18 protein-coding genes and 2 pseudogenes are annotated in these 19,681 nt (G+C 63.5%); 7 read left to right on the top strand and 13 right to left on the bottom strand.

Annotated elements, in window-relative coordinates:
• Positions 1-42 precede the first annotated feature (42 nt).
• Positions 43-2,196, top strand: a complete 2,154-nt coding sequence (ligA, locus tag H8B02_RS32200; protein ID WP_229169911.1) for an NAD-dependent DNA ligase LigA — start codon at positions 43-45, stop codon at positions 2,194-2,196.
• A 161-nt stretch (positions 2,197-2,357) separates the two neighbouring features.
• Here ligA and H8B02_RS32195 read toward each other — a convergent pair whose 3' ends face one another.
• The 4 genes from H8B02_RS32195 to H8B02_RS32180 all read right to left on the bottom strand — a co-directional run bounded on the left by H8B02_RS32195 (position 2,358) and on the right by H8B02_RS32180 (position 7,532).
• Positions 2,358-3,650: a multidrug effflux MFS transporter gene (locus H8B02_RS32195; RefSeq protein ID WP_229169910.1), complete on the bottom strand. Its 1,293-nt coding sequence runs from the start codon at positions 3,648-3,650 to the stop codon at positions 2,358-2,360.
• A 275-nt stretch (positions 3,651-3,925) separates the two neighbouring features.
• Positions 3,926-5,755: an aminopeptidase P family protein gene (locus H8B02_RS32190; protein WP_229169909.1), complete on the bottom strand. Its 1,830-nt coding sequence runs from the start codon at positions 5,753-5,755 to the stop codon at positions 3,926-3,928.
• 384 nt (positions 5,756-6,139) lie between these two features.
• Positions 6,140-6,646, bottom strand: coding sequence for a hypothetical protein (locus H8B02_RS32185; RefSeq protein WP_229169908.1), 507 nt, complete (start codon positions 6,644-6,646; stop codon positions 6,140-6,142).
• A 1-nt stretch (position 6,647) separates the two neighbouring features.
• Positions 6,648-7,532 (bottom strand): 50S ribosomal protein L11 methyltransferase, encoded by an 885-nt coding sequence (locus H8B02_RS32180; protein ID WP_229169907.1) that lies wholly within the window; start codon positions 7,530-7,532, stop codon positions 6,648-6,650.
• Positions 7,533-7,703: 171 nt separating this feature from the next.
• Here H8B02_RS32180 and H8B02_RS32175 point away from each other — a divergent pair, with 171 nt between their 5' ends.
• Entirely contained in the window at positions 7,704-7,868 is a 165-nt protein-coding gene (locus H8B02_RS32175) for a Flp family type IVb pilin (protein ID WP_229169912.1), read from the top strand.
• Between the two features lie 208 nt (positions 7,869-8,076).
• On the opposite strand, the gene H8B02_RS32170 is transcribed toward H8B02_RS32175, so the two are convergent.
• The 5 genes from H8B02_RS32170 to H8B02_RS32150 form a co-directional block, all read right to left on the bottom strand.
• Entirely contained in the window at positions 8,077-8,979 is a 903-nt protein-coding gene (locus tag H8B02_RS32170; RefSeq protein ID WP_229169906.1) for an IS1 family transposase, read from the bottom strand.
• A 49-nt stretch (positions 8,980-9,028) separates the two neighbouring features.
• Positions 9,029-10,132 carry an XRE family transcriptional regulator gene (locus tag H8B02_RS32165; RefSeq protein WP_229169905.1) on the bottom strand — a complete coding sequence of 368 codons (1,104 nt, stop codon included), beginning with the start codon at positions 10,130-10,132 and terminating at the stop codon, positions 9,029-9,031.
• Between the two features lie 23 nt (positions 10,133-10,155).
• The gene (locus tag H8B02_RS32160; protein WP_229169904.1) at positions 10,156-10,704 is read right to left on the bottom strand and encodes a hypothetical protein; all 549 of its coding nucleotides are present in this window, start codon (positions 10,702-10,704) and stop codon (positions 10,156-10,158) included.
• A gap of 85 nt (positions 10,705-10,789) precedes the next feature.
• Positions 10,790-10,975 (bottom strand): RNA-binding protein, encoded by a 186-nt coding sequence (locus H8B02_RS32155; RefSeq protein ID WP_229169903.1) that lies wholly within the window; start codon positions 10,973-10,975, stop codon positions 10,790-10,792.
• A gap of 49 nt (positions 10,976-11,024) precedes the next feature.
• The gene (locus tag H8B02_RS32150) at positions 11,025-11,216 is read right to left on the bottom strand and encodes a hypothetical protein (RefSeq protein ID WP_229169902.1); all 192 of its coding nucleotides are present in this window, start codon (positions 11,214-11,216) and stop codon (positions 11,025-11,027) included.
• A gap of 62 nt (positions 11,217-11,278) precedes the next feature.
• Between H8B02_RS32150 and H8B02_RS32145 the strand changes: the two genes are divergently transcribed.
• Positions 11,279-11,506: a hypothetical protein gene (locus tag H8B02_RS32145; RefSeq protein ID WP_229169901.1), complete on the top strand. Its 228-nt coding sequence runs from the start codon at positions 11,279-11,281 to the stop codon at positions 11,504-11,506.
• 109 nt (positions 11,507-11,615) lie between these two features.
• Here the strand turns inward: H8B02_RS32145 and H8B02_RS32140 are convergent, their stop codons facing one another.
• Positions 11,616-13,223, bottom strand: coding sequence for a phytoene desaturase family protein (locus H8B02_RS32140; RefSeq protein WP_229169900.1), 1,608 nt, complete (start codon positions 13,221-13,223; stop codon positions 11,616-11,618).
• A gap of 181 nt (positions 13,224-13,404) precedes the next feature.
• On the opposite strand from H8B02_RS32140, the gene H8B02_RS32135 reads away from it, so the two are divergent.
• The 3 genes from H8B02_RS32135 (at position 13,405) to H8B02_RS32125 (ending at position 16,892) form a co-directional block, all read left to right on the top strand.
• Complete coding sequence (locus H8B02_RS32135; RefSeq protein ID WP_229169899.1) at positions 13,405-14,115, top strand: hypothetical protein; 711 nt, start codon at positions 13,405-13,407, stop codon at positions 14,113-14,115.
• 6 nt (positions 14,116-14,121) lie between these two features.
• Positions 14,122-14,517 (top strand): DUF6915 family protein, encoded by a 396-nt coding sequence (locus H8B02_RS32130; protein ID WP_229169898.1) that lies wholly within the window; start codon positions 14,122-14,124, stop codon positions 14,515-14,517.
• 110 nt (positions 14,518-14,627) lie between these two features.
• Positions 14,628-16,892: a spermidine synthase gene (locus tag H8B02_RS32125; RefSeq protein ID WP_229169897.1), complete on the top strand. Its 2,265-nt coding sequence runs from the start codon at positions 14,628-14,630 to the stop codon at positions 16,890-16,892.
• A 3-nt stretch (positions 16,893-16,895) separates the two neighbouring features.
• On the opposite strand, the gene H8B02_RS32120 is transcribed toward H8B02_RS32125, so the two are convergent.
• Positions 16,896-17,483 (bottom strand): TetR/AcrR family transcriptional regulator, encoded by a 588-nt coding sequence (locus tag H8B02_RS32120; protein WP_229169896.1) that lies wholly within the window; start codon positions 17,481-17,483, stop codon positions 16,896-16,898.
• Between the two features lie 138 nt (positions 17,484-17,621).
• Here H8B02_RS32120 and H8B02_RS32115 point away from each other — a divergent pair.
• Positions 17,622-18,178 (top strand): annotated as a pseudogene (locus H8B02_RS32115) (DUF308 domain-containing protein).
• 48 nt (positions 18,179-18,226) lie between these two features.
• Here the strand turns inward: H8B02_RS32115 and H8B02_RS32110 are convergent.
• Both H8B02_RS32110 and H8B02_RS32105 read right to left on the bottom strand, forming a co-directional pair.
• Positions 18,227-19,072, bottom strand: a complete 846-nt coding sequence (locus H8B02_RS32110) for an alpha/beta hydrolase family protein (protein ID WP_229169895.1) — start codon at positions 19,070-19,072, stop codon at positions 18,227-18,229.
• Positions 19,073-19,333: 261 nt separating this feature from the next.
• A pseudogene (locus H8B02_RS32105) lies at positions 19,334-19,681 on the bottom strand (L,D-transpeptidase); the annotation flags it as partial.

Genomic DNA, 19,681 nt, shown 5'->3' with positions numbered 1-19,681 from the left:
CCGCGGCGGAACGGCTGCTCAGGGCGGCGAGCTAGTCTGCCCATGGCTGCCAAGGCGACGAAAGCGCTGGTCGACGTCGACAAGCTCACCAAGGCCCAGGCCAAGGTCGAGCACAAGCGGCTTTCACTCGAGATCGAGGGGCACAACGAGCGTTACTATCAGAAGGACGCGCCGACCGTATCCGATGCGGCCTACGACGCTTTGCGGCGGCGCCTGGAGGCAATCGAGGCCAGGTTTCCCGATCTCGTCAGCAAGGACTCGCCGACGCAGACGGTCGGCGCAGCGCCGGCCCGCGGCTTTGCCAAGGTGCAGCATGTCGTTCCGATGCTGTCGCTCGGCAACGCATTCAGCGACGAGGACGTCACCGAATTCGTCGAACGCATCAGGCGCTTTCTCAAGCTGGATGCCGACCATATTCCTGCGCTGGTCGCCGAACCGAAGATCGACGGCCTGTCGCTCTCGCTGCGCTACGAAAATGGCGAACTGGTCCGGGCCGCGACGCGTGGTGACGGCTTCACCGGCGAGGATGTCACCGCCAACGTCCGGACCATCAAGGACATTCCGCACAGCCTGAAGGGACGCAACGTTCCGGCAGCCTGCGAAATGCGCGGCGAAGTCTATATGCTCAAGAAGGACTTCCTTGAGCTGAACAAGAAGCAGGCCGCGGCCGACGACACGGTGTTTGCCAATCCGCGCAATTCGGCCGCGGGTTCGCTGCGTCAGAAGGACGTGTCGATCACCGCGTCACGACCGCTGAAATTCTTCGCCTACACATGGGGCGAGATGAGCGAGCCGCCCGCCGACACCCAGCACGGCATGCTGGAGTGGATGGAGAGAGCAGGCTTTGTGGTCAATCCGCTGATCACGCTCTGCAAGAGCGTCGACGATGTCCTGAAATTCTACAACAAGATCGGCGAGGAGAGGGCTTTGCTCGGCTACGACATCGACGGCGTGGTCTACAAGGTCGACCGCCTCGACTGGCAGGAGCGGCTCGGCTTCGTGTCGCGCAGCCCGCGCTGGGCCATCGCACACAAATTCGCAGCCGAACAGGCAACGACAATCCTCAAGGGCATCGATATCCAGGTGGGGCGCACCGGAGCGATGACGCCGGTCGCGCGGCTCGAGCCGGTAACGGTCGGTGGCGTCGTGGTTTCGAACGCGACCCTGCACAACGAAGACTACATCAAGGGCATCGGCAACGACGGCAATCCGATCCGGGATGGCGTGGATCTGCGTATCGACGACACCGTCGTGGTGCAGCGCGCCGGCGACGTCATCCCCCAGGTCGTCAATGTCGTTCTGGACAAGCGGCCGAAGAGTGCAAAGCCGTACAAGTTTCCGGACACTTGCCCGGTGTGCGGCAGTCACGCGATCCGCGAGGAGGGCGAGGCGGTGCGCCGCTGCACCGGCGCGCTGATCTGTCCGGCGCAGGCGGTCGAGCGGCTGAAGCATTTCGTGTCGCGCCTTGCCTTCGATATCGACGGTCTCGGCGAGAAGCAGATCCAGGAATTCTACGAGGGCGGACTGGTGATGTCGCCGGTCGACATCTTCACCCTTCGCGAGCGGGATCAACGTTCGACCAGCAAATTGATGGAGCGCGAAGGCTACGGCGAAACCTCGGTGCGCAACCTGTTCGACGCGATCGACGCCCGCCGCAACATCGACCTGCACCGCTTGATCTTTGCGCTCGGCATTCGCCATGTCGGCGAAGGCAATGCCAAGCTGCTGGCGCGGCACTACCACACGATCGAGAATTTCCGTGAGGCGATGCTGGCCGCCGCCAAAGGCAGCAAGGACGAAGAGAACACCACCGAAGCCTACCAGGACCTCAACGATATCGATGGCATCGGCGAGATCGTCGCCGATGCGGTGGTCGAGTTCTTTGCCGAGCCGCGCAACGTCAAGGCGCTCGGTGAATTGCTGCAGCAGATCGAGGTGAAGCCCGCCGAGCAGCCGCGCAAGAGCTCGCCGGTCTCGGACAAGACCGTGGTGTTCACCGGGTCGCTGACGAAATTCACCCGCGACGAAGCCAAGGCGATGGCCGAGCGGCTCGGCGCCAAGGTCGCGGGATCGGTTTCAAAGAAGACGGATTACGTCGTCGCCGGCGAAGAAGCCGGCTCGAAGTTGACCAAGGCGCGCGAGCTTGGCGTTGCGGTGCTGACCGAAGACGACTGGCTGAAGCTGATCGAGGAGTAGGGCGCGCAGCGTCGTCGCCGCATTCTCCGCTGTCGTCCTCCGCGAAAGCGGGGGACCCAGTATTCCAGAGGCCGCAGTGATTCACCCGACAGGCCGCGGCGTACTGGATCCCCCGCTTTCGCGGGGGATGACGAGGCGAGAGCGCGGCACGAGCGCACGCCTCACATCATCCCCTGCTCATCCTCCTCGGCCTGCGCGATCAGCTCTTCGCTGACCACCACGTTCCGCCGCGGCACGATGAAGATCATGGTGCAGGCGCAGGCGATCGAAATCGCGAAGAGCGCCGATGTCAGCGGCAGCGTGGTGGTCGAGTGGCCGCCGAGATAGGCGCCGAACTGCGAGATCAGCGAACCGATGCCCTGCTGCAGGAAGCCCATGGCGCCCGAGGCGGTGCCGGCGGCCTCGGGGCGGATGCTGATGGCGCCGGCGGCCGAATTGGCCATCACGAAGGCATTGGCGACCATCACCATCATCTGGGTGCCGAACAGCCAGAGCGGCGCCTGGTTCAGCCCCGCGAAACTCCAGATCAGGTTCAGCAGACTGCCGCCGACCTGCAGCGCGAGCCCGAACCAGATCAGCTTCTCCAGCGAGTGGCGCGGCGCGAAACGGACGCACAGCAGATTGCCGATGAAGTAGCCGAATCCCGTCATCGCGAACCACGCGCCGTATTCGGCGCTGCTGCGGCCCATCTGGGTCACCACGATATAGGGACCGCCGCCGGCGAAGGCGAAGATGATCTGCGAGGCCAGCACCTGGCACAGCAGATAGCCGACGAAGGCGCGGCTTCGCATCAGCCCGCCGAGATCGCCGCGGAAGCTGGAGCTGTCGGCGCGGTCGCGGCGGGTTTCGGGCAGCGCCAGCGCGATGAAGATCGTGGTGATCAGCGACGCCGCGGTGATGAGATAGAGGATCGCGCGCCAGCCGAATGTGGTCTCCAGCAGACCGCCGGTCAGCGGGCTCACCATCTGCGCGATCATCAGCGCGGCGACGACGAGGCTGATCATGGCGCCGACCCGCTCGCGCGGATAGAGATCGCGGATGATGGCGCGGCTGATCACCATGCCGCTGGCGCCGCCGAGCGCCTGGAAGAAGCGCGCCGCGATCAGCTGCGGCAGGGTCTCGGCGAACACCGAGCCGATGCCGGCCAGCACCATCAGGCCGAGGCCCGCGAGCAGCACCGGGCGGCGGCCGAACTTGTCGGATAGCGGTCCCATGATCAGCTGCGAGAGCGCGATGCCGACCATGTAGAGCGACACGGTCATCTGCGCGATTCCGATGTCGCGGCCGAACGTGGTCGCCAGCACCGGCAGCGCCGGAACCAGCATGTAGAGCGAGATCGGCGCGACGCCCGTCATCACGACGAGCATCAGCAGCATGACCTTCGATGTCGCGATGTTGGTGTCTTTAGTGTTGCCTTGGGCCGCGCCGGGCGGCTTGCCCATCACGCCGTGCATTCAGGTCCGATCCAGCATTGTGGAAAGACTGTAGCGTGCCCGTTCGCGCCGAATACGTGTGTTTCGGCATACGCCCATGCATTTCGGGAGGCGAAGCGGTGATGTTTCGTCTCGCGCAACAAGCACGGCTGTCGTCCTCCGCGAAAGCGGGGGACCCAGTATTCCAGAGGCGGCGGTTATTTGACGGAAGGGCCGCGGCGTACTGGATCCCCCGCTTTCGCGGGGATGACACCGACTGCTGGGATGACACCGAATGTGTGGACGCTTGGGCGCTGCTACTTCAGCGCCGCCGTCGCCTCATCCAGCCACAGCTTGGTGGCGTTGTCGTCGAGATGCGGGCGCACCACACGCGCGACGCGGGCGTGGTAGTCGTTGAGCCAGGCCAGTTCGCCGGCGCTCAGCATGCTCACCTCGATCAGGCGGCGATCGATCGGCGCCAGGGTTAGCGTCTCGAATGCGTTGACCGGCTTCTCGGCGCCGGCAATGTCGGTGCCGATCACAAGTTCGAGGTTCTCGATCCTTATGCCATAGGCGTCGGTCTTGTAGTAGCCGGGCTCGTTGGACAGGATCATGCCGCGCTTCAGCGGCGTAGTGCCGAGCTTCGAGATCCGCGCCGGGCCTTCATGGACGCTGAGATAGCTGCCGACGCCGTGGCCGGTGCCGTGCTCGAAATCGATCCCGGCCTGCCAGAGATATTGCCGCGCCAGCGTGTCGAGCTGCGCGCCGGTGGTACCGTCGGGGAAGACCGCGCGGGCGATTGCGATATGGCCGCGCAGCACGCGGGTGAAGCGGTCGCGCATCTCGTCGGTCGGCTGGCCGATCGCGATGGTGCGGGTGACGTCGGTGGTGCCGTCCTGATATTGCGCGCCGGAATCGATCAGCAGCAGGTCGCCGGGCTCGACGCGGCGGTTGCTCTTGCGGGTCACGCGGTAATGCACGATGGCGCCATTCGGCCCGGTGCCGGCGATGGTCGGGAACGAGACGTCCTTCAGCGCGCCGGTCTGGCGGCGGAACGTCTCCAGCGCCTCGACGGTGTCGATCTCGGTGAGGGCGCCGGACGGCGCCTCGCGGTCGATCCAGGCGAGGAAGCGGGTCAGCGCCACCGCGTCGCGCTGATGCGCCGTGCGCGTGCCCTCGATCTCGGTGATGTTCTTGACCGCCTTCAGCAGGCTGACCGGATCGCTGCCGCGCACCGGCTTGCCGCCGGCGCCGGAGATCAGGCGGCTCAACGCGTCTGCCGCGGTCGCGCTGTCGAGCGCGATCGAGGCGCCGCGCTTGGCGAGCTCGGTCAGTTTTGGCGTCAGCGCCGCCGGCTCCTCGACATCGGCGGACTGTTCGAGATGGTCGCGGGTCGCATTGGACAGCTTGCGGTGATCGATGAACACCAGCGGCCGGCCTTCCTTCGGCACCAGCGCGTAGGACAGCGGCAGCGGCGTATGCGAGACGTCGGCGCCGCGGATGTTGAAGGTCCAGGCCACCGCGTGGCTGTCGGAGAGCACCAGCGCATCGACACCGAGCTTGTTGATCTCGAGCCGGATGCGCTTCAGCTTCTCGGCCTCGATCTCGCCGGAAAACTGCGCGCCGTGGATCGCGACCGGGCCGAGCGGCGGTGCCGGCCGTTCGTGCCAGACCGTGTCGACCGGGTTGCCGTCGACGGCGACCAGTTCGGCGCCGGCCTTGGCGCAGGCCGCCGCCAGCCGTTCGGCTGCCGCAGAAGTGTGCAGCCAGGGGTCAAATCCTAGGCGGTCGCCGGCTGCCAGATGCCGGGTCAGCCAATGCTCCGGCGGCGGATCGACCAGCGGCTCGATCTGCCAGGCCTTGCGATCGACCTGCTTGCCGGCCTGCAGCGTGTAGCGCCCATCGACGAACAGGGCGGCTTCCTTGCTCAGCACGATCGCGAGTCCGGCCGATCCGGTGAAGCCGGTCAGCCAGGCAAGCCGCTCCTCGGACGCCGCAACATATTCATTCTGCTGCTGATCGGCGCGCGGAACCACAAATCCCGTCAGCTTGCGCCGCGCCAGTTCCTCGCGCAGCGCGCTCAGCCGTGCGGTCAGCGCCACGCCGCCTTCGGGTTCTTCGAACGTCTGGAAATGGGCTTCGAACATCGGCTTCGCACTCTCTTCGGGTCGAGCATGACCTTCGCGCAAGCGCAGTCAAGCGTGACCATATTTTTGGCATAACTTATGCTTGAATCATGGCATAGTAGAACTGACCGGACGATGTCCACTGCACGTCGATGGTCAAGCGTACGGGGAGTGTCTCAACTCAACGGTGAGGAGATGCACGATGCCTGCATTCACGTTTGAGAAGATCTCGCCGCCGGTTCGCCGCGGGCCGATCGCGCCGGTTGAGCAGAAGCAACGTGGCGTCATCGTGCAAATGCTCGACCGTTTGGTCGAGGCGCGGGCCAGGCGTGCAGCCGGTCAGGACAAGGCCGACGCGGCCGGCGCGATACCGCAGCACCCGAATAGCCAATCCGCAGATCGCGTTTACGGTGCGAGGTCGGACGCCTTCGCCACGGTTACATTGACGACCTTGGTGCCCTCGAGTTCACGCACGATCCGCTCATCGGGGCCGACGACACCCAGATCGAATTCGCGCTCCGGCGTCAGCAGCGTCACGCGCTGACCGACGATGACGACGATGGTCATGTCGAGCGGCTCGGCGGATATCGCCCATTCCCTGAGCTCGTTGCGAAACGGCTCCCTGCGCCAGGCATCCGGGAAGCCCGGATCGCATCTGACCTCGAGGCCATCGTCCGACGTGGTCAGGACGAGCTTCGATCGGGAGGGCTTCCAGTGCTCCTCCAGCAGCTCGTTGACCAGCCAGACGCAGCTGAACGCGCGGCATTCCGCCGGCCGGCTTGGATAGATCCGGCAGCCGCGCCCCGGCTTACAATACGCACACCATGCGTTGGCCGGCTTCGCCAGCTGCTCGATCGCCATCACCTTGCAGCAGAGCGTGCAGTCGCCGCACTGTCTGCCGGTCGCGGTCATTTCACCTGACCGAGCGCAGCAGCAAGCTGCTCCAGCCCTCGATCTTCAGATGCCGCAGCGGCACCAGCCCGCGGGCGCGATAGGCGGCAATGACCGCCGGCGCCTGGTGCGTCAGCAAGCCCGAGAGAATGACCTGCGCGGACGATGCGAGGCGCCGGGCCATCGGCCCCGCCAGCTGGCGCAGCGGATTGGCGAGGATGTTGGCGAGCACCAGATCGAACGGTCCGTCCTCGGCAAACCGCGGCGATGCAAAGCCGGTGGCACGGATCACGTCGACCAGATGTCCTGCCCCGTTCAGCCGGGCATTCTCCTCGGCGACCTTGACCGACGGCGGGTCGATGTCGCTCGCCAGCACCTTGCGATGCTGTGCCTTGGCGGCGGCAATCCCCAGCACGCCGGTCCCGGTGCCGAGATCGAGCACCCGGCGGGGCTGATAGGCCTTCAGCACGTGGTCGAGCAGCAGCAGGCAGCCGCGCGTGGTGCCGTGATGGCCGGTGCCGAAGGCGAGCGCCGCTTCGATCTCGATGCCGAGCTTGTTGGGGGCTATCCTGTGCCGGTCGTGCTGGCCGTGGACGATAAACCGACCGGCCGCGACCGGGACCAGGTCTTCCAGGCTGGCCTTGACCCAGTCCTTCGCCTCGATGGTGTCAAATACCAAAGTTGATGCGACATCGGGCCGCACAGCCTGTCCGACCAGTTCGCGCAGCAAGGCCTGGTCCGGTGCCTCGGCAAAGTGGACGGTGACGTCCCAGCGGCCGTTCGGCCGCTCGAAGGCCGCAAAAGCCGCCTGATCCTCGAAATACATCTCGGAGAGCGCGTCGACCACGCGCTTTGCGGTCGGTTCGTCTGGAAGGGTGATGCTGGCGCGGTACGTGGACGGGGTCATCGGAGGCCGGTAGCGCGGTTTTTGTTAAAATTTCAAGCCGTATTCAATCGAATATCGCGAGAATTGATAGGTTCCCGATTCAGACAACCTTAGATGTCGCCGTACTACTACGGAGGCGGAACTCGGGAACACCCTTCGTTCCAAGGCATCACAACCCAGGGCAGGGCTGCAATGAAGACTCTTTTCGTTAGGTTTTTACAGAATGAATCCGGCGCGACCGCCATCGAATACGGACTGATTGCGACCGGCATTGCCATCGCCATCATCGCTGCGGTGAATGGCGTCGGCACGAACTTGAGCGGGACGTTCAATACGGTCGCGAGCTCGCTCAAGTAATTTCGCAGACGGCGTTCTCGAGCAAGCACCGGGCAACGAGGCCCGGTGTTTTCTTTTTGACAGGTTGTCCACAGAGCCTCACGTAGCCTGTCCACAAGGCGTCCAGCGCGTTGTTCGGGGGTTGTCGGCTTCCGTTCCACAGGCAGTCAACCGGGATACTCACCGATTGTCCCGCCAAGGCACACCACCTCCTCTGACCGGTAGTGTCTCAGTTTGAATTCACAGGGTCTTCCCCAGACCCTTCCACAACCCGCTTCTTGTAGGGACCACGCAGGCCCGGTGCCGACCGCTTGTCGATCAGGGTCACGGCATCTTCCATCTTCATGACGTGATCGACCAACCCCGACGCCATCGCCGGGGTAGCGCCAAGCGTCTTATGAACCCGGCAGAAGTTGTAGAAGAAGAAGTACAGCGACAGCGCATGACAATGGTTCTCGAACTTCTTTGAGAACGCATTGGTCAGGCGGGTGAACCGACGCATGGACATGCGCATGGTGAGGTTTTGACGCTCGGCAAATGACGTATTGATCAGTGCCGGGTCCGGATTGCCCATAATGGGGTTCTTGATCGCGCCGATGCACTTCGGGGGGCTGTAGCGGCCGGGACCGGCATAGTCGGTCGCGAAAATCTTGTTCAGCATCGCGTAGTCGGCATCAAAGCCAGCATCCAAGACAGCCTTCAAGTAAGCCTTGTGGCCGTCCGTAGTGAGCTGGACGCGGTTGGCAAGTCGAGCCTTCAAGTCGTGCATGAACGCCGTGCCAGTGCGCGCGCCACGGTCGCCAACGTGCCAAGAAACGATCAGCTTGGAGTCGGCATCAATCGCGGTCCACGTCCAAACGTCGCCAGAATCGGCCGGGGCGGCCTTAGCGAACTTGACGTTCTTGGCCTTGGCGTAGCTGAACGACCAGATTTCATCGCACTGGACTGCCTTGGAGGGCACGTTGCGGACGGTCGCATCGTGGAAGGCCGCGCAAGCCTCGCCAGCGTCCACCAGCATCTTTGTGACGGTATTGATCGACACGCCGGTAACCCGGCTGATTGACCGCATGCTGCTGCCTTCGCACAGCATCGTCAGGATTTGGACGCGGGTTTGGAGGGGCAATTTGTTCATGCCCCGAGTATCTGAACTTTTATGCTTAGCGTCAAGCATAAAGTTCACATCATTTTATTATTCGTAGGGCTGGCCGGCCGCCGACCGGGCCCGATTCCCCTACGATTTCCCCCCGATACATCTCTTGGAATTCGGCGGCCCTGAGGTGCAGTAGCTTCGCCATTTCGCTTACCGTGTAGCCCAGTTTCTTCATGTGAAATGAAATCATCTGCCGCAGCAGACTCGGGTGTTCTTTCGGGGGCTCGTTCGGCTCTCGCTTGCGATAGCCAAGCTTGCCCATTTCGATCCAGAACATCTTGCTTTGGTAAGGCGTGATTAGCTTCAGCCGATCAGCTCGCACAGCCAACGCAGCCATGGAGACCTTCCAATAAAGCTTCAAGTTTGCGAGTTGCCTCAGATCAAACCTCCGCAACTGAGGCCGTATTTCATCGGCTGGTAGCAGGAACGCTCCCGCAAACGCATCCGCCTCATCCTCCATTTCTTCGTCGCTCTTTACCGTAATGGTATGGAGGACCATGTGACCCAATTCGTGGGCCAAGGTATGCCGTAGGCGGTCAGCCGGCGAGTTGACGTTTACGAAAAAGAGGACAGGCAAGCCCTCAATTCGCTGGCTCATTGCATCAATCAGATCCGATCCAAAGTCGCATGGAACGACAATGCCTCCATTGGCCTCAAGCAATTCAACCATATTTGGAATTGGACCCGATGGGAGCATCCACATCTCGCGCACCGAACGCGCGGCGCTCTCGACCGTAAACGGGCTCTTGCTGCGCCCCTGGTATTCGTCGGGGTCAATCTCCGGGATGAACGCGTTCGTCTTCCAGTCGAACGAAATCAGCATCTTGGAAAGATGAAGGCGACGGATGTTCATCTCAGCAATGATGCGAGCAAGAGCCTTTGCGGAAAGCTTTTTGCGGCGGCGATAGTGGAACGGAGGCAAGCCATACGGGCGGCCCGCTTCGTAGAAAAATGCCATCGGATATTCGAGCGCGTCAGATAGGTCGGCAACGAAATCCGCAGGAGGCTGATGAAAGCCGGTCTCGTATTTTGACAGCGTGCCCTGCATGACGCCGAGCTTGGCTGCAAGTTCCGCTTGGGTGAGCCCACGCGAATCGCGCGCGAGCGTCATCATGTGATGGTTGAACTCATCCATGGCAGCGTGACTCTTTTTGCTGCTCAGACGCCGCCGAAGCGCCGCTGCCTCGTGACATCAGTCCAAATTCGTTCGCCGGCCTTACGTTCCGGCGGCGGGATGATTGCTGCGCACCACGTCGGCGCAAGCTTCCCATTCGGTCGCGCGATCTGCACTCGGTTGATGATCTGTCCGGTGGCGTCAAGCCAATATCCAGCGGTTAGTCGCACCGGCGGCAACGGCAACTCGGGCAGCTCGCGCTGCGCGTCGTAATCGCGCGCCTGCTTCGTTGGATAATTTCTCGTTCGACCGTCCTCATCCATCTTCTTCAGGCGGATGACAACGTTGGCCTCCTCAAGCAACCAGAGCTTTAGCCCGCCCCGCACCTCCAGCCGCTTGATGCCATCCCGGTCTATCAGGCGTCGATCCGCCTCGGCATGCATATGGCAATAGGTGCAGGCGGATTGGGCTCGAACATCGAGTTCGATCAGGTTCGCCGGATCATATGTCATGTAACGGGTGTGACCGGTCCTGACGATTTCAGAGAACTCATCGAGCGCGGCCTCGCCGATGGCATCAAGCGTCTCACCCATCGTCCGATTCGGCACGGCCTATCCTCCAGTTGAGGCTGGTAAGGTAACAGGTCCACGACAAAAATCAAGAAAAATATTCCGGGAATTATTCCCGATCGCCCGTTTTCCAGCGCTTTTGTGCAGCTTTCTTGGCGATCTCTGACCGCTTCTTGGCGGTCATACCGGCGGCACGGGCTTTCCCACCCATGCGCCCAAGCGCCACGGCTGCGGCGTTCTTGCCGTCCTCCGTGGTGATGTCCTCGATCTCGCCGGTAGCGATCTTGCCGATCATGACGGCGGCACCGATCACGTCACCGGGGCGCTTCTCGCCTTTAGGGCCTCTAGGCATTTCTGAAGCCGATCTGGGTTAGATGTTCGACGGTTTCCTTGATCAAAACGGTGTGGTTTTCACCAATGAAGGTAACGGTTGTTAGTCCCTTCGCGTCATCGCGGTGAATGGATATGGCGTTGCCGAAATTGACCCATACACGGTCGGCGCGGCCCCACATTGTGCACTGTACCCAATTGCTCATGGTAGTATCCCTTCCTTGCAGCTACGCTAATGCTTAGCGGTAAGCTTCGCAAGGGAGAGCATATGGCTTGGACTTGGCGCTGGTGGATATTCCTTGGACTATTGATCCCGGCCGCCATCGCTGCGGTGATCGCGCGGGAGGCAATGAAGAACCAGAACATCGCCAGACTAGGCAAAGGCGATTTTATTTATGCCTTTGCTACACGGCCGGGCTCTAGCATAACCGGGGCGCTTATCATCGGGGCGATCTGCTCCGCACTCATCACAGCCGTGGCCGGATTTATCCCCTAAATTTCAAACTGAGACACTACCCTCTGACCACAGTCGACCCACAGCTTCTCAACAGACCTGTCCACAGCTTGGTCCGGCCCCGACCGCGGCCCGCGATGCGCCCTCTGCCCTATGCGAACAGCGCGCGATGGTCGGCGAGGACGGCCCGCGCGGCGTTGTGGCCGGGGGCGCCGGTGACCCCGCCGCCGGGATGGGCGCCGGAACCGCAATGGTAGAGACCGCGCAGCGGTCCGCGGTAATCGGCATGGCCGAGCATGGGACGCGCCGAGAACAGCTGGTTCAGCGTCAGCGCCCCGTGGAAGATGTCGCCGCCGAGCAGGCCGAACTGCCGCTCGAGGTCGAGCGGCGACAGGATCTGGCGGCCGACCACACTGCCCGCGAAACCGGGGGCATACGTGTCGACGGTTGCGATCATCAGGTCGGCGACTTCCTCGCGATGGTCGTCCCATGATTTGCCGTCGGGCAATTGCGGCGCGACGTGCTGGCAGAACAGGCTCGCGACATGCTGACCCGGCGGGCTCAAACTGTCATCGAGCGTCGAGGGGATCAGCACCTCGACGACCGGCGCGCGGCTCCAGCCGAATTCACGCGCGTCGCGCCAGGCGCGATCCATGTAGCCGAGACCAGGCGCGATGATGATGCCCGCAGTGAGGTGATCGCCCGGGTCGGGCAGCGCGGTGAACGAGGGCAGGGTATCAAGCGCCACATTCATCCTGAACGTGCCGGAGCCGTTCTGCCATCGTGCGATGCGCGTGCGGAATTCGCTTGCCAGTGCGCCCTCCGGCACCAGGCGCGTGTAGAGCAGCTTCGGGTTGACGTTGGAGACGACATATTTGGCGCGCACCGTCTCGCCATTGTCGAGGATGACGCCGGTGGCGCGATCCTTCTCGACGATCACCTCGCGGACCGGTGCATCGGTTTCGATCTCGACACCATGGCCGCGCGCGGCACGCGCCATCGCCTGGGTGATCGCGCCCATGCCGCCGATCGCGTGGCCCCAGACGCCTTTCTTGCCGTTCACCTCGCCGAACGCATGGTGCAGCATCACATAAGCCGAGCCGGCCGCGTAGGGGCTGGCATAATTGCCGACGATGGCGTCGAAGCCGAACAGCGCCTTGACGAGGTCGTTCTCGAAACGCTCGTCGAGCATCTCGCCGGCCGAGCGTGTGAACAGGTCGAGCAGATTGCGCTGCTGCTCGAGCGACAGGCGCCGCAGGATGTTGGCGGTGCCAAGCGCGTTGAAGGCCTCGCTCACCGCGCCGAGGCCAAAGCCCTCGACCAGGTTCGGCGGCGCGCGCAGCACGAACTGGCGCAGCACGTCGGCGATGGCTTCGAGTTCCCCCGAGAACACGCCGATCGTTGCCGCATCCCGCTGGCTCAGTTTCGCGACCGACTGCTGGGTGCGGCCTTCGCCGGTCAACAGGTAATTGCCGTCGGGTGCGGGGAGGAAGTTCTGCGCGCGGCGTTCGACGATCTTGAGGCCGTGGTCGGCAAGTTTCAGGTCGGAGATGATTTGCGGATTGAGCAGGCTCACCGTGTAGGCGGCGACCGAATTGCGGAAGCCCGGACAAAACTCTTCGGTGACGGCGGCGCCGCCGACCACCTTGCGGCGCTCGACGACCTTGACCTTGAGCCCGGCCATCGCGAGATAGGCCGCGCAGGTGAGGCCGTTGTGCCCCGCACCGATGATGACGACGTCGACTTCATGATTGGACATGGTGCTTCTATAGGCCGGATGATCTCATCCGGCCACCGTCCGCGATGCCCTCGCATCCGGTGGGTCACAAAACCGTACCGATCCGGATACGATAATTCGACCGCGATTGTGGGGCCGTGAGCCCCCAGCGGGGCAGGCAGCGCGGCTCGTTCGTTCAGGCTTGCCAAACCGTGGAGTGCATATGCCGTTTGTTTTTGATCAAACTCAAATCGAGTGGCCCGACGACGATTCCGATCTGCCGCCGCCGCGTGCCGACCAGTTCGTCTATCTGCCGGCGCCGGAATATGGCGGGCAACACGACCCCGTGCATTTTTCTCTGGACGTCCCGCCCGAACCGCCGCCGGACAAGGTGCCGGTTTCGCGACCAAGCCTGTGGGATCGCCTGCGTGGCCGCAGGACTCCGGCTGCGCCAAGTCCGCAGGCGACGGCAGCCTGGCATACCGCACGCGCCACGCAGGCCGTCTTTATCCGGCAGCGTTTGCTCGCTGCGGTCGTTCCGGTGCTCACCGATCTCGGCGTGCGGCAGCTCTACTGTCGCTATGACGGGGGCAATGACGAGGGATTCACCTGGCTTGAGAGTGCTACGCTTCAGGACGGCACGCGCATCGACACCGCTGCACTGGTCGATCAACTCGTCGCCCGCAAGCTGCTCGACCGGCTGGTCGCGCGCGGGGTGACGCGCCGGTACGACGAGAGGAGCGAGCGCAACCAGATCGACTCCTTTGTTCACGACTGGCTGTGCACGGAGTTTGCGACCATGCTGCTCGGCAGCGGCTATGGCACCGGCGAGCATGTCCTGTACGGCGCGTTCACGGTCGATCTCGACGCCGGCACCGTTACCGACGACCCCACCGCCGATCCGGTGACCCGCAACGCAGAGATCACGAGGTAGCCCGCGATGGCGCATCCCTATCATCATGCGGTGCGCTCGGCGCGCCTGTTCGGCGGTGTTCCCGAGGACTACCTGCCGATCCACGACTGGTTCGACGAGAGCAAGGCGCATCTCGCCGACGTGCGGCACCGCGCGCTGCGTCATCACAGCGAAGGCATCTTCCTCTGCGAGAAGATCTTCGGTGCCACGCTGACCAACAGCGCCGGCAAGCAGGTGCCGGTCCGGACGGTCGGCGAACAGCACGTCAAGGACGATCTCGGCTGGATCCCGTCGGTCAAGGATTGGCTGCAACATCTGGAAATGCAGCCCTGGATGGGACGAACGCCGTTCCGGCCGCAGATGGACGAAACTGCGCCGCTCACCGGCGCGGTAGGTTCAGCCGATGATGTGCTGACAGGCTGAACCGCTCAAGCGATTGGCATCGGTGGCCGTGTTGCCCGCTGCGTGGCGCTATGATTCAATGCAATGCATGTGCCCGGTGTTGATCTGCCGGATCGTGACCGGGAGTATTCATGTCGTCTGAGCCGTCCGCCTCGCGAAACCGGCTGGTGCTGGTTGTCTACACCGCCGCGATCTTCGTCAGCGCACTGTTGCTGTTCTCGGTGCAGCCGTTGTTCACCAAGATGGTGCTGCCGCGGCTCGGCGGCTCGCCGGCGGTGTGGTCGGTGGCGATGGTGTTCTTCCAGTCGCTGCTGCTCGGCGGATATGCCTATGCGCATCTGCTGATGAAGCTGAACAGCCGCATCATTCCGATCGTGGTGCATCTCGTGCTGCTCGTCGTCGCGCTGCTGACATTGCCGCTGACGATCAAAAGCGGCTGGGGCGAGCCGCCGACCTCGGGCTATGCGATCTGGCTGCTCGGCCTGTTCGCGGTCTCGATCGGCCTGCCGTTCTTCGCGCTCGCCGCCAACAATCCGCTGCTGCAGGTCTGGTTCGTGCGCACCGGCCACCCCAACGGCCCCGATCCTTATTTTCTCTATGCGTCCTCGAACATCGGCAGCTTCCTGGCGCTGCTGTCCTATCCGGTGCTGCTCGAGCCGATGTTCACGTTGCGCACCCAGAATCTGATCTGGACCGGCGGCTACGGCTTGCTGATCGTTCTGATCGCAAGCTGTGGCGTGCTGCTGTTGCGGTCGCCGGCCTATGCCGCCGCACGCGACGCGCAAGTCGATGATGCCAACGCGCCGGCGCCGTCCTGGTCGCGGCGGGCGCGCTGGATTTTTCTGGCTGCCGTGCCGTCCGGCCTGCTGATCGCAGTGACGGCGCATATCTCGACCGACGTCGCGGCTGCCCCCTTGCTTTGGGTGCTGCCGCTGTCGCTGTATCTGTTGACCTGGGTGCTGGTGTTCCAGTCGCGGCCGCTGCTCCCGCACAAATGGATGCTGCTGGCGCAGCCGCTGGCGATTGCCGGCGTCGTGATCCTGCTCGCGGTCGGCGGCGAGCAGAACCTGCTCCTCACGCTCGGCGGCCATCAGCTCTGCTTCTTCATCATCGCGATGGCCTGTCATGGCGAGCTCGCGCGCACCCGCCCGGCGGCGAAATATCTTACCGGCTTCTATGTCGCGCTGTCGTTCGGCGGCATGGTCGGCGGGCTGTTCGCGGGGCTGATCGCGCCGTTCACCTTCTCATGGATCGCCGAATATCCGATCCTGCTGGCGCTCGCGGCGCTGTGCCGTCCGCCCGGCGGCGCGGAGCGGCTGCCGCGCTGGAGCGCCTGGTACTGGCCGTTCCTTGCGGTGCTGGCAGTGGCGCTGATCGCGCCGAGCTATTCGGCCGGCGACATCTTCAACTGGTTCGACGACCACCGGGTGTGGGCGATCGGCGCGGTCGGCGTGCTCTCGGCGCTGCTCGCGCTCGCACTGAATGCCAATCGCTGGAAGATCTTCGCCACCGTCGTGGTCGCGCTGGTGGTGCTGCGCGCCTATCCATCCGACGACGGCCGCGTCGAAACCGTGCGCAGCTTCTTCGGCGTGCACAAGATCGTGGCGACGCCGAACGGGCAATATCACGTGCTGATGCACGGCACCACGATCCATGGCGCCGAGAAGTTCAAGAACGATGACGGCACACCGGTCACCGGAAAGCCGGAGCCGATCAGCTACTATCACAAGGACGGCGGCATCGGGCAGGCCATCACCGCAATGCGCGAGCGCAAGGGCGCGCCGCTGAAAGTGGCTGTCATCGGCCTCGGCTCGGGGACGCTGACCTGCGCCTCGGTCCCCGGCGAGGACTGGCGATTCTTCGAGATCGACCAGTCGATGGTCGATACCGCGCGCGACCCGAAATACTTCACCTACATCCAGAGCTGCGAGCCGAACCTCAAGCCTGTCATCGGCGACGCGCGGCTGACCTTCGCCAAGGAGCCGGACGGCGTCTACGATCTCATCATCGTCGACGCCTATTCGTCGGACGCGATCCCGATCCATCTGGCGACCGAGGAGGCGATGGCGATCTACAAGGAGAAGCTGGCGCCGCAGGGCGCGGTCGTGATGCACGTCTCCAACCGGCACCTCGAACTTGCCAGCGTCGTGGTCGGCATCGCCGATGCCAACGACATGAAAAGCTGGGTCTACAGCGAGGATTCCGGGCGCGACAACGAATACATTTTCTCGACCTCGGTCGTGGTCTCCGCGCGCGAGGAGGAGGACGTCGGCAGGCTCGCATCGTCTGACGTCTGGACCGAGACCGATGCCAACGAGAAGCAGCGGGTTTGGACCGACGATTATTCGAACGTGCTTGGCGCAGTCTACCGGCGCCTGCGCGACGGCGAGCAGTAGGCTCTAGCGGTCCGCTACCAGCAGCTTCGCGATCTCTGAGCTGACGATCGCGGCGAACAGTTCGGGATCGTTGAAAGCCCGCGCAGAGAGCATCGCGCCATGAACCGATGCCATCAGCATTTGAGCTTCCTGTTCCGGCTGCTTGTCCAGCCGGAATAGGCGCTGCTCTGCGCCAGCCTGCAGCACCGACGTAAGCCATCGCGCAAGATGATGGAAATGGGCCCGGACGCGCGATGCGACCTCGTCCGGCAACATCGGCATCTCGCCGGCAAGCATCGCGCAGACGCAGAACGGCAGCGTGGCATCTCGAATGCACGCCTGCCAGAAGCTCGCATAGGACTGCAGTTGGTCGGCCGGGCTCGCGGACTGCTCCAGCAGGGACTTCAGCCCCAGCTCGGTCTGTTGCCAGTAGCGATCGACCAGCGCCGAAACCAGCTCGGCCTTGGTCGGGAAGTGATGGTGGATGCTCGCCTTCCGGATGCCGATCGCATCCGAGATGTCGGCATAGCTGAACCCGTTATAGCCGCCCGCCACGATGAGAGACTGCGCGACGTCGAGAATCCGCTCTGAAGTCGAAATCATTGAGCTCATAGCGGCGCCTACCTTCCGGTAGGTAAGTTGTCAAGGCGGGGCAGCGCGCCTGTTCGACACAAGAAGGTGTCCCCGCGCCCGATTGACCCGAACTGTTTATCTACCTACTAGTAGATAGATAAACATGGGAGTCAACCAATGCAAAGCCGACTTTCGGCCCAATCCAGCTGGCTGCAATCCTACTATTTCGGGCGCGCGATCTTCTCGATCGCCTGGGTCGCCGCCGCCGTTCTTTTCAGTGGGCAAGCGGGCCCTGCCGCGTTCCTGCTCGTGATCTACCCGGCATGGGACGCCATCGCCAATCTGGCGGACGGGCGCGTCAACGGCGGGCTGAAGGCCAACCCATCCCAGGCATTGAACGTCGTGGTCAGTGCCATCACGACGCTCGCCGTGATGTTGGCGATCGGCCGCAACACCTATGCGGTTCTGGCGGTGTTCGGGGTTTGGGCGATCCTCGCGGGTATGCTGCAACTGTCCACCGGCGTCAGGCGCTGGCGCCATGTTGGCGCGCAATGGCGATGATCCTTAGTGGTGCGCAGTCGGTACTGGCCGGCGGCTACATGATCAGCCGATCGATCGGCACCGTCGCGCCGACGATTCTGGACGTTGCTCCCTATGCGGGATTCGGCGCGTTCTATTTCCTGCTTTCGGCGATCTGGCTCGTTGCCAGGGCCCACCGCAGCGCGCGCGCGTAAGCACTGCCCGGCAGCATCGGAGAGCGCCAGTCGACGTCACCGCGATGGCTATTTCTTCTCCGGTGCTGTCGTAGCGGAGGCGGGTGTCGAAGCGGCGAGCAGTGGCATCGTCGGCGCGCTCTCGCCGCCGTCCTCGTCGAGGAATTGCTCCACGCCCGCCTGGATCGACGATTTCGCGCTGTCGGGGCCGCGGTCGCTGAGGTCGTTGTGCTGGAATTCGGTTCTGACCACCTTGATGCCGAGTCTCGCGCAGGTCTCGTCGTCAGGTACGACGCCCGGATCGGCCTTGAACACCGGGTCCCTGGAACGGAACGACAGGATCTTGATCTTGCTGTCGGTGATGAAGGGGACGCGCAGATTGTCCAGCGTCACCACCTTCTTGACCAGGTCGGGATGCTGCCTGGCGAAGAACATCGAGATGTCGCCGCCGTTGGAGTGGCCGATCAGCGTCAGCGCGCGATAGTTTGCGTTCGGATAGAGTTTCTTCAGCTCGTCGATCGCATACATGATGTTGAAGACGCCGCGATTATATTGCATGCGGCGGCCGACATATTCCTCGCCGACCTTGGTCACCATCGGCGCATCGCTGTCGAGATCATGCTGAATGCTGACCACGAGGTAGCCGCGTGACGCGAACACGTTGGTGAGGAACGAGTACTCGGTGTTCCTGACGGTGTTGCCGTGGCTCAGGATCGCGACCGGCAGCTCGATCATCTCGGCCATCGCCTGCATTTGCCGGTCGCGCCGGACCGCGACCTCGACCGTGACGTCGCGATCGTCGCGCAGAACATCGTGGAACGTCAGCGTCGTGTGACGGATGGCCCATCTGTCCGTCGTGAAATAGCCGGCCATCGCCACGATGCACAGGCAAAGGACAATGATGCCCCGTTTCATGTCGACCTCTGATATTGCCTACGCGACCCGCGCTTCTCGCCCTGGTTTCATGGGGCATTCCGCGTGAATCGGCCTCCAGGGGCCGGGCGGGCACTCTTAGCGCCGAATATCGGGCTAATTTTACAATCAGATGACGGCGCGACGACGGGCCACGGCGCAGGGCGGCGCGAGCCCTTTGCGACGGTCACAAGCGGGTGAGGGGAGCGTGAACTGACGGCGCGCTGCCTGCGGCGCCGTCAGTGGATCAGGAGAGACTGCGTCTCAGTCCTGATAGTTGTTGCCGTAGAAGCTGCGCTGCTGCTGGTAGTACGGCCGCGGCTGATAGGTGCCTTGCGGCGCCGCCGCGTAGCCCTGATTGCCGTAGTATTGCTGCTGGCCATAGGCCTGCGCGTCGTAGACGCGGCGGCTTGACGGCGGCGCCGGGTAGCGCTGCGCGGTCGAGCTGCCGTCGGCCGGATAGATGTAGCCATCGTCGGCGCGGGCCTGCGCCGGATATTCGCGCGGCTGCGGTGTCAGGACGACAGGGTCGCCGGCGGCGGCGGCGCCATACTGCTCGTCCTGCTGCGGCGCGCGGCGGGCGACCGCGGTGCCGTTGCGCCCGCGCGGATT

It is taken from the genome of Bradyrhizobium altum, assembly GCF_020889705.1.
In the GTDB taxonomy this organism is placed as follows: Bacteria; Pseudomonadota; Alphaproteobacteria; order Rhizobiales; family Xanthobacteraceae; genus Bradyrhizobium; species Bradyrhizobium altum.
Note: the sequence above shows the minus strand (reverse complement) of the source record. Positions and strands in the feature narration are given on the sequence as shown.

Coding starts and splice junctions, on each gene's coding strand:
- ligA (WP_229169911.1), top strand. CDS start 43: ATGGCTGCCAAGGCGACGAAAGCGCTGGTCGACGTCGACAAGCTCACC.
- H8B02_RS32195 (WP_229169910.1), bottom strand. CDS start 3,650: ATGCACGGCGTGATGGGCAAGCCGCCCGGCGCGGCCCAAGGCAACACT.
- H8B02_RS32190 (WP_229169909.1), bottom strand. CDS start 5,755: ATGTTCGAAGCCCATTTCCAGACGTTCGAAGAACCCGAAGGCGGCGTG.
- H8B02_RS32185 (WP_229169908.1), bottom strand. CDS start 6,646: ATGACCGCGACCGGCAGACAGTGCGGCGACTGCACGCTCTGCTGCAAG.
- H8B02_RS32180 (WP_229169907.1), bottom strand. CDS start 7,532: ATGACCCCGTCCACGTACCGCGCCAGCATCACCCTTCCAGACGAACCG.
- H8B02_RS32175 (WP_229169912.1), top strand. CDS start 7,704: ATGAAGACTCTTTTCGTTAGGTTTTTACAGAATGAATCCGGCGCGACC.
- H8B02_RS32170 (WP_229169906.1), bottom strand. CDS start 8,979: ATGAACAAATTGCCCCTCCAAACCCGCGTCCAAATCCTGACGATGCTG.
- H8B02_RS32165 (WP_229169905.1), bottom strand. CDS start 10,132: ATGGATGAGTTCAACCATCACATGATGACGCTCGCGCGCGATTCGCGT.
- H8B02_RS32160 (WP_229169904.1), bottom strand. CDS start 10,704: ATGGGTGAGACGCTTGATGCCATCGGCGAGGCCGCGCTCGATGAGTTC.
- H8B02_RS32155 (WP_229169903.1), bottom strand. CDS start 10,975: ATGATCGGCAAGATCGCTACCGGCGAGATCGAGGACATCACCACGGAG.
- H8B02_RS32150 (WP_229169902.1), bottom strand. CDS start 11,216: ATGAGCAATTGGGTACAGTGCACAATGTGGGGCCGCGCCGACCGTGTA.
- H8B02_RS32145 (WP_229169901.1), top strand. CDS start 11,279: ATGGCTTGGACTTGGCGCTGGTGGATATTCCTTGGACTATTGATCCCG.
- H8B02_RS32140 (WP_229169900.1), bottom strand. CDS start 13,223: ATGTCCAATCATGAAGTCGACGTCGTCATCATCGGTGCGGGGCACAAC.
- H8B02_RS32135 (WP_229169899.1), top strand. CDS start 13,405: ATGCCGTTTGTTTTTGATCAAACTCAAATCGAGTGGCCCGACGACGAT.
- H8B02_RS32130 (WP_229169898.1), top strand. CDS start 14,122: ATGGCGCATCCCTATCATCATGCGGTGCGCTCGGCGCGCCTGTTCGGC.
- H8B02_RS32125 (WP_229169897.1), top strand. CDS start 14,628: ATGTCGTCTGAGCCGTCCGCCTCGCGAAACCGGCTGGTGCTGGTTGTC.
- H8B02_RS32120 (WP_229169896.1), bottom strand. CDS start 17,483: ATGAGCTCAATGATTTCGACTTCAGAGCGGATTCTCGACGTCGCGCAG.
- H8B02_RS32110 (WP_229169895.1), bottom strand. CDS start 19,072: ATGAAACGGGGCATCATTGTCCTTTGCCTGTGCATCGTGGCGATGGCC.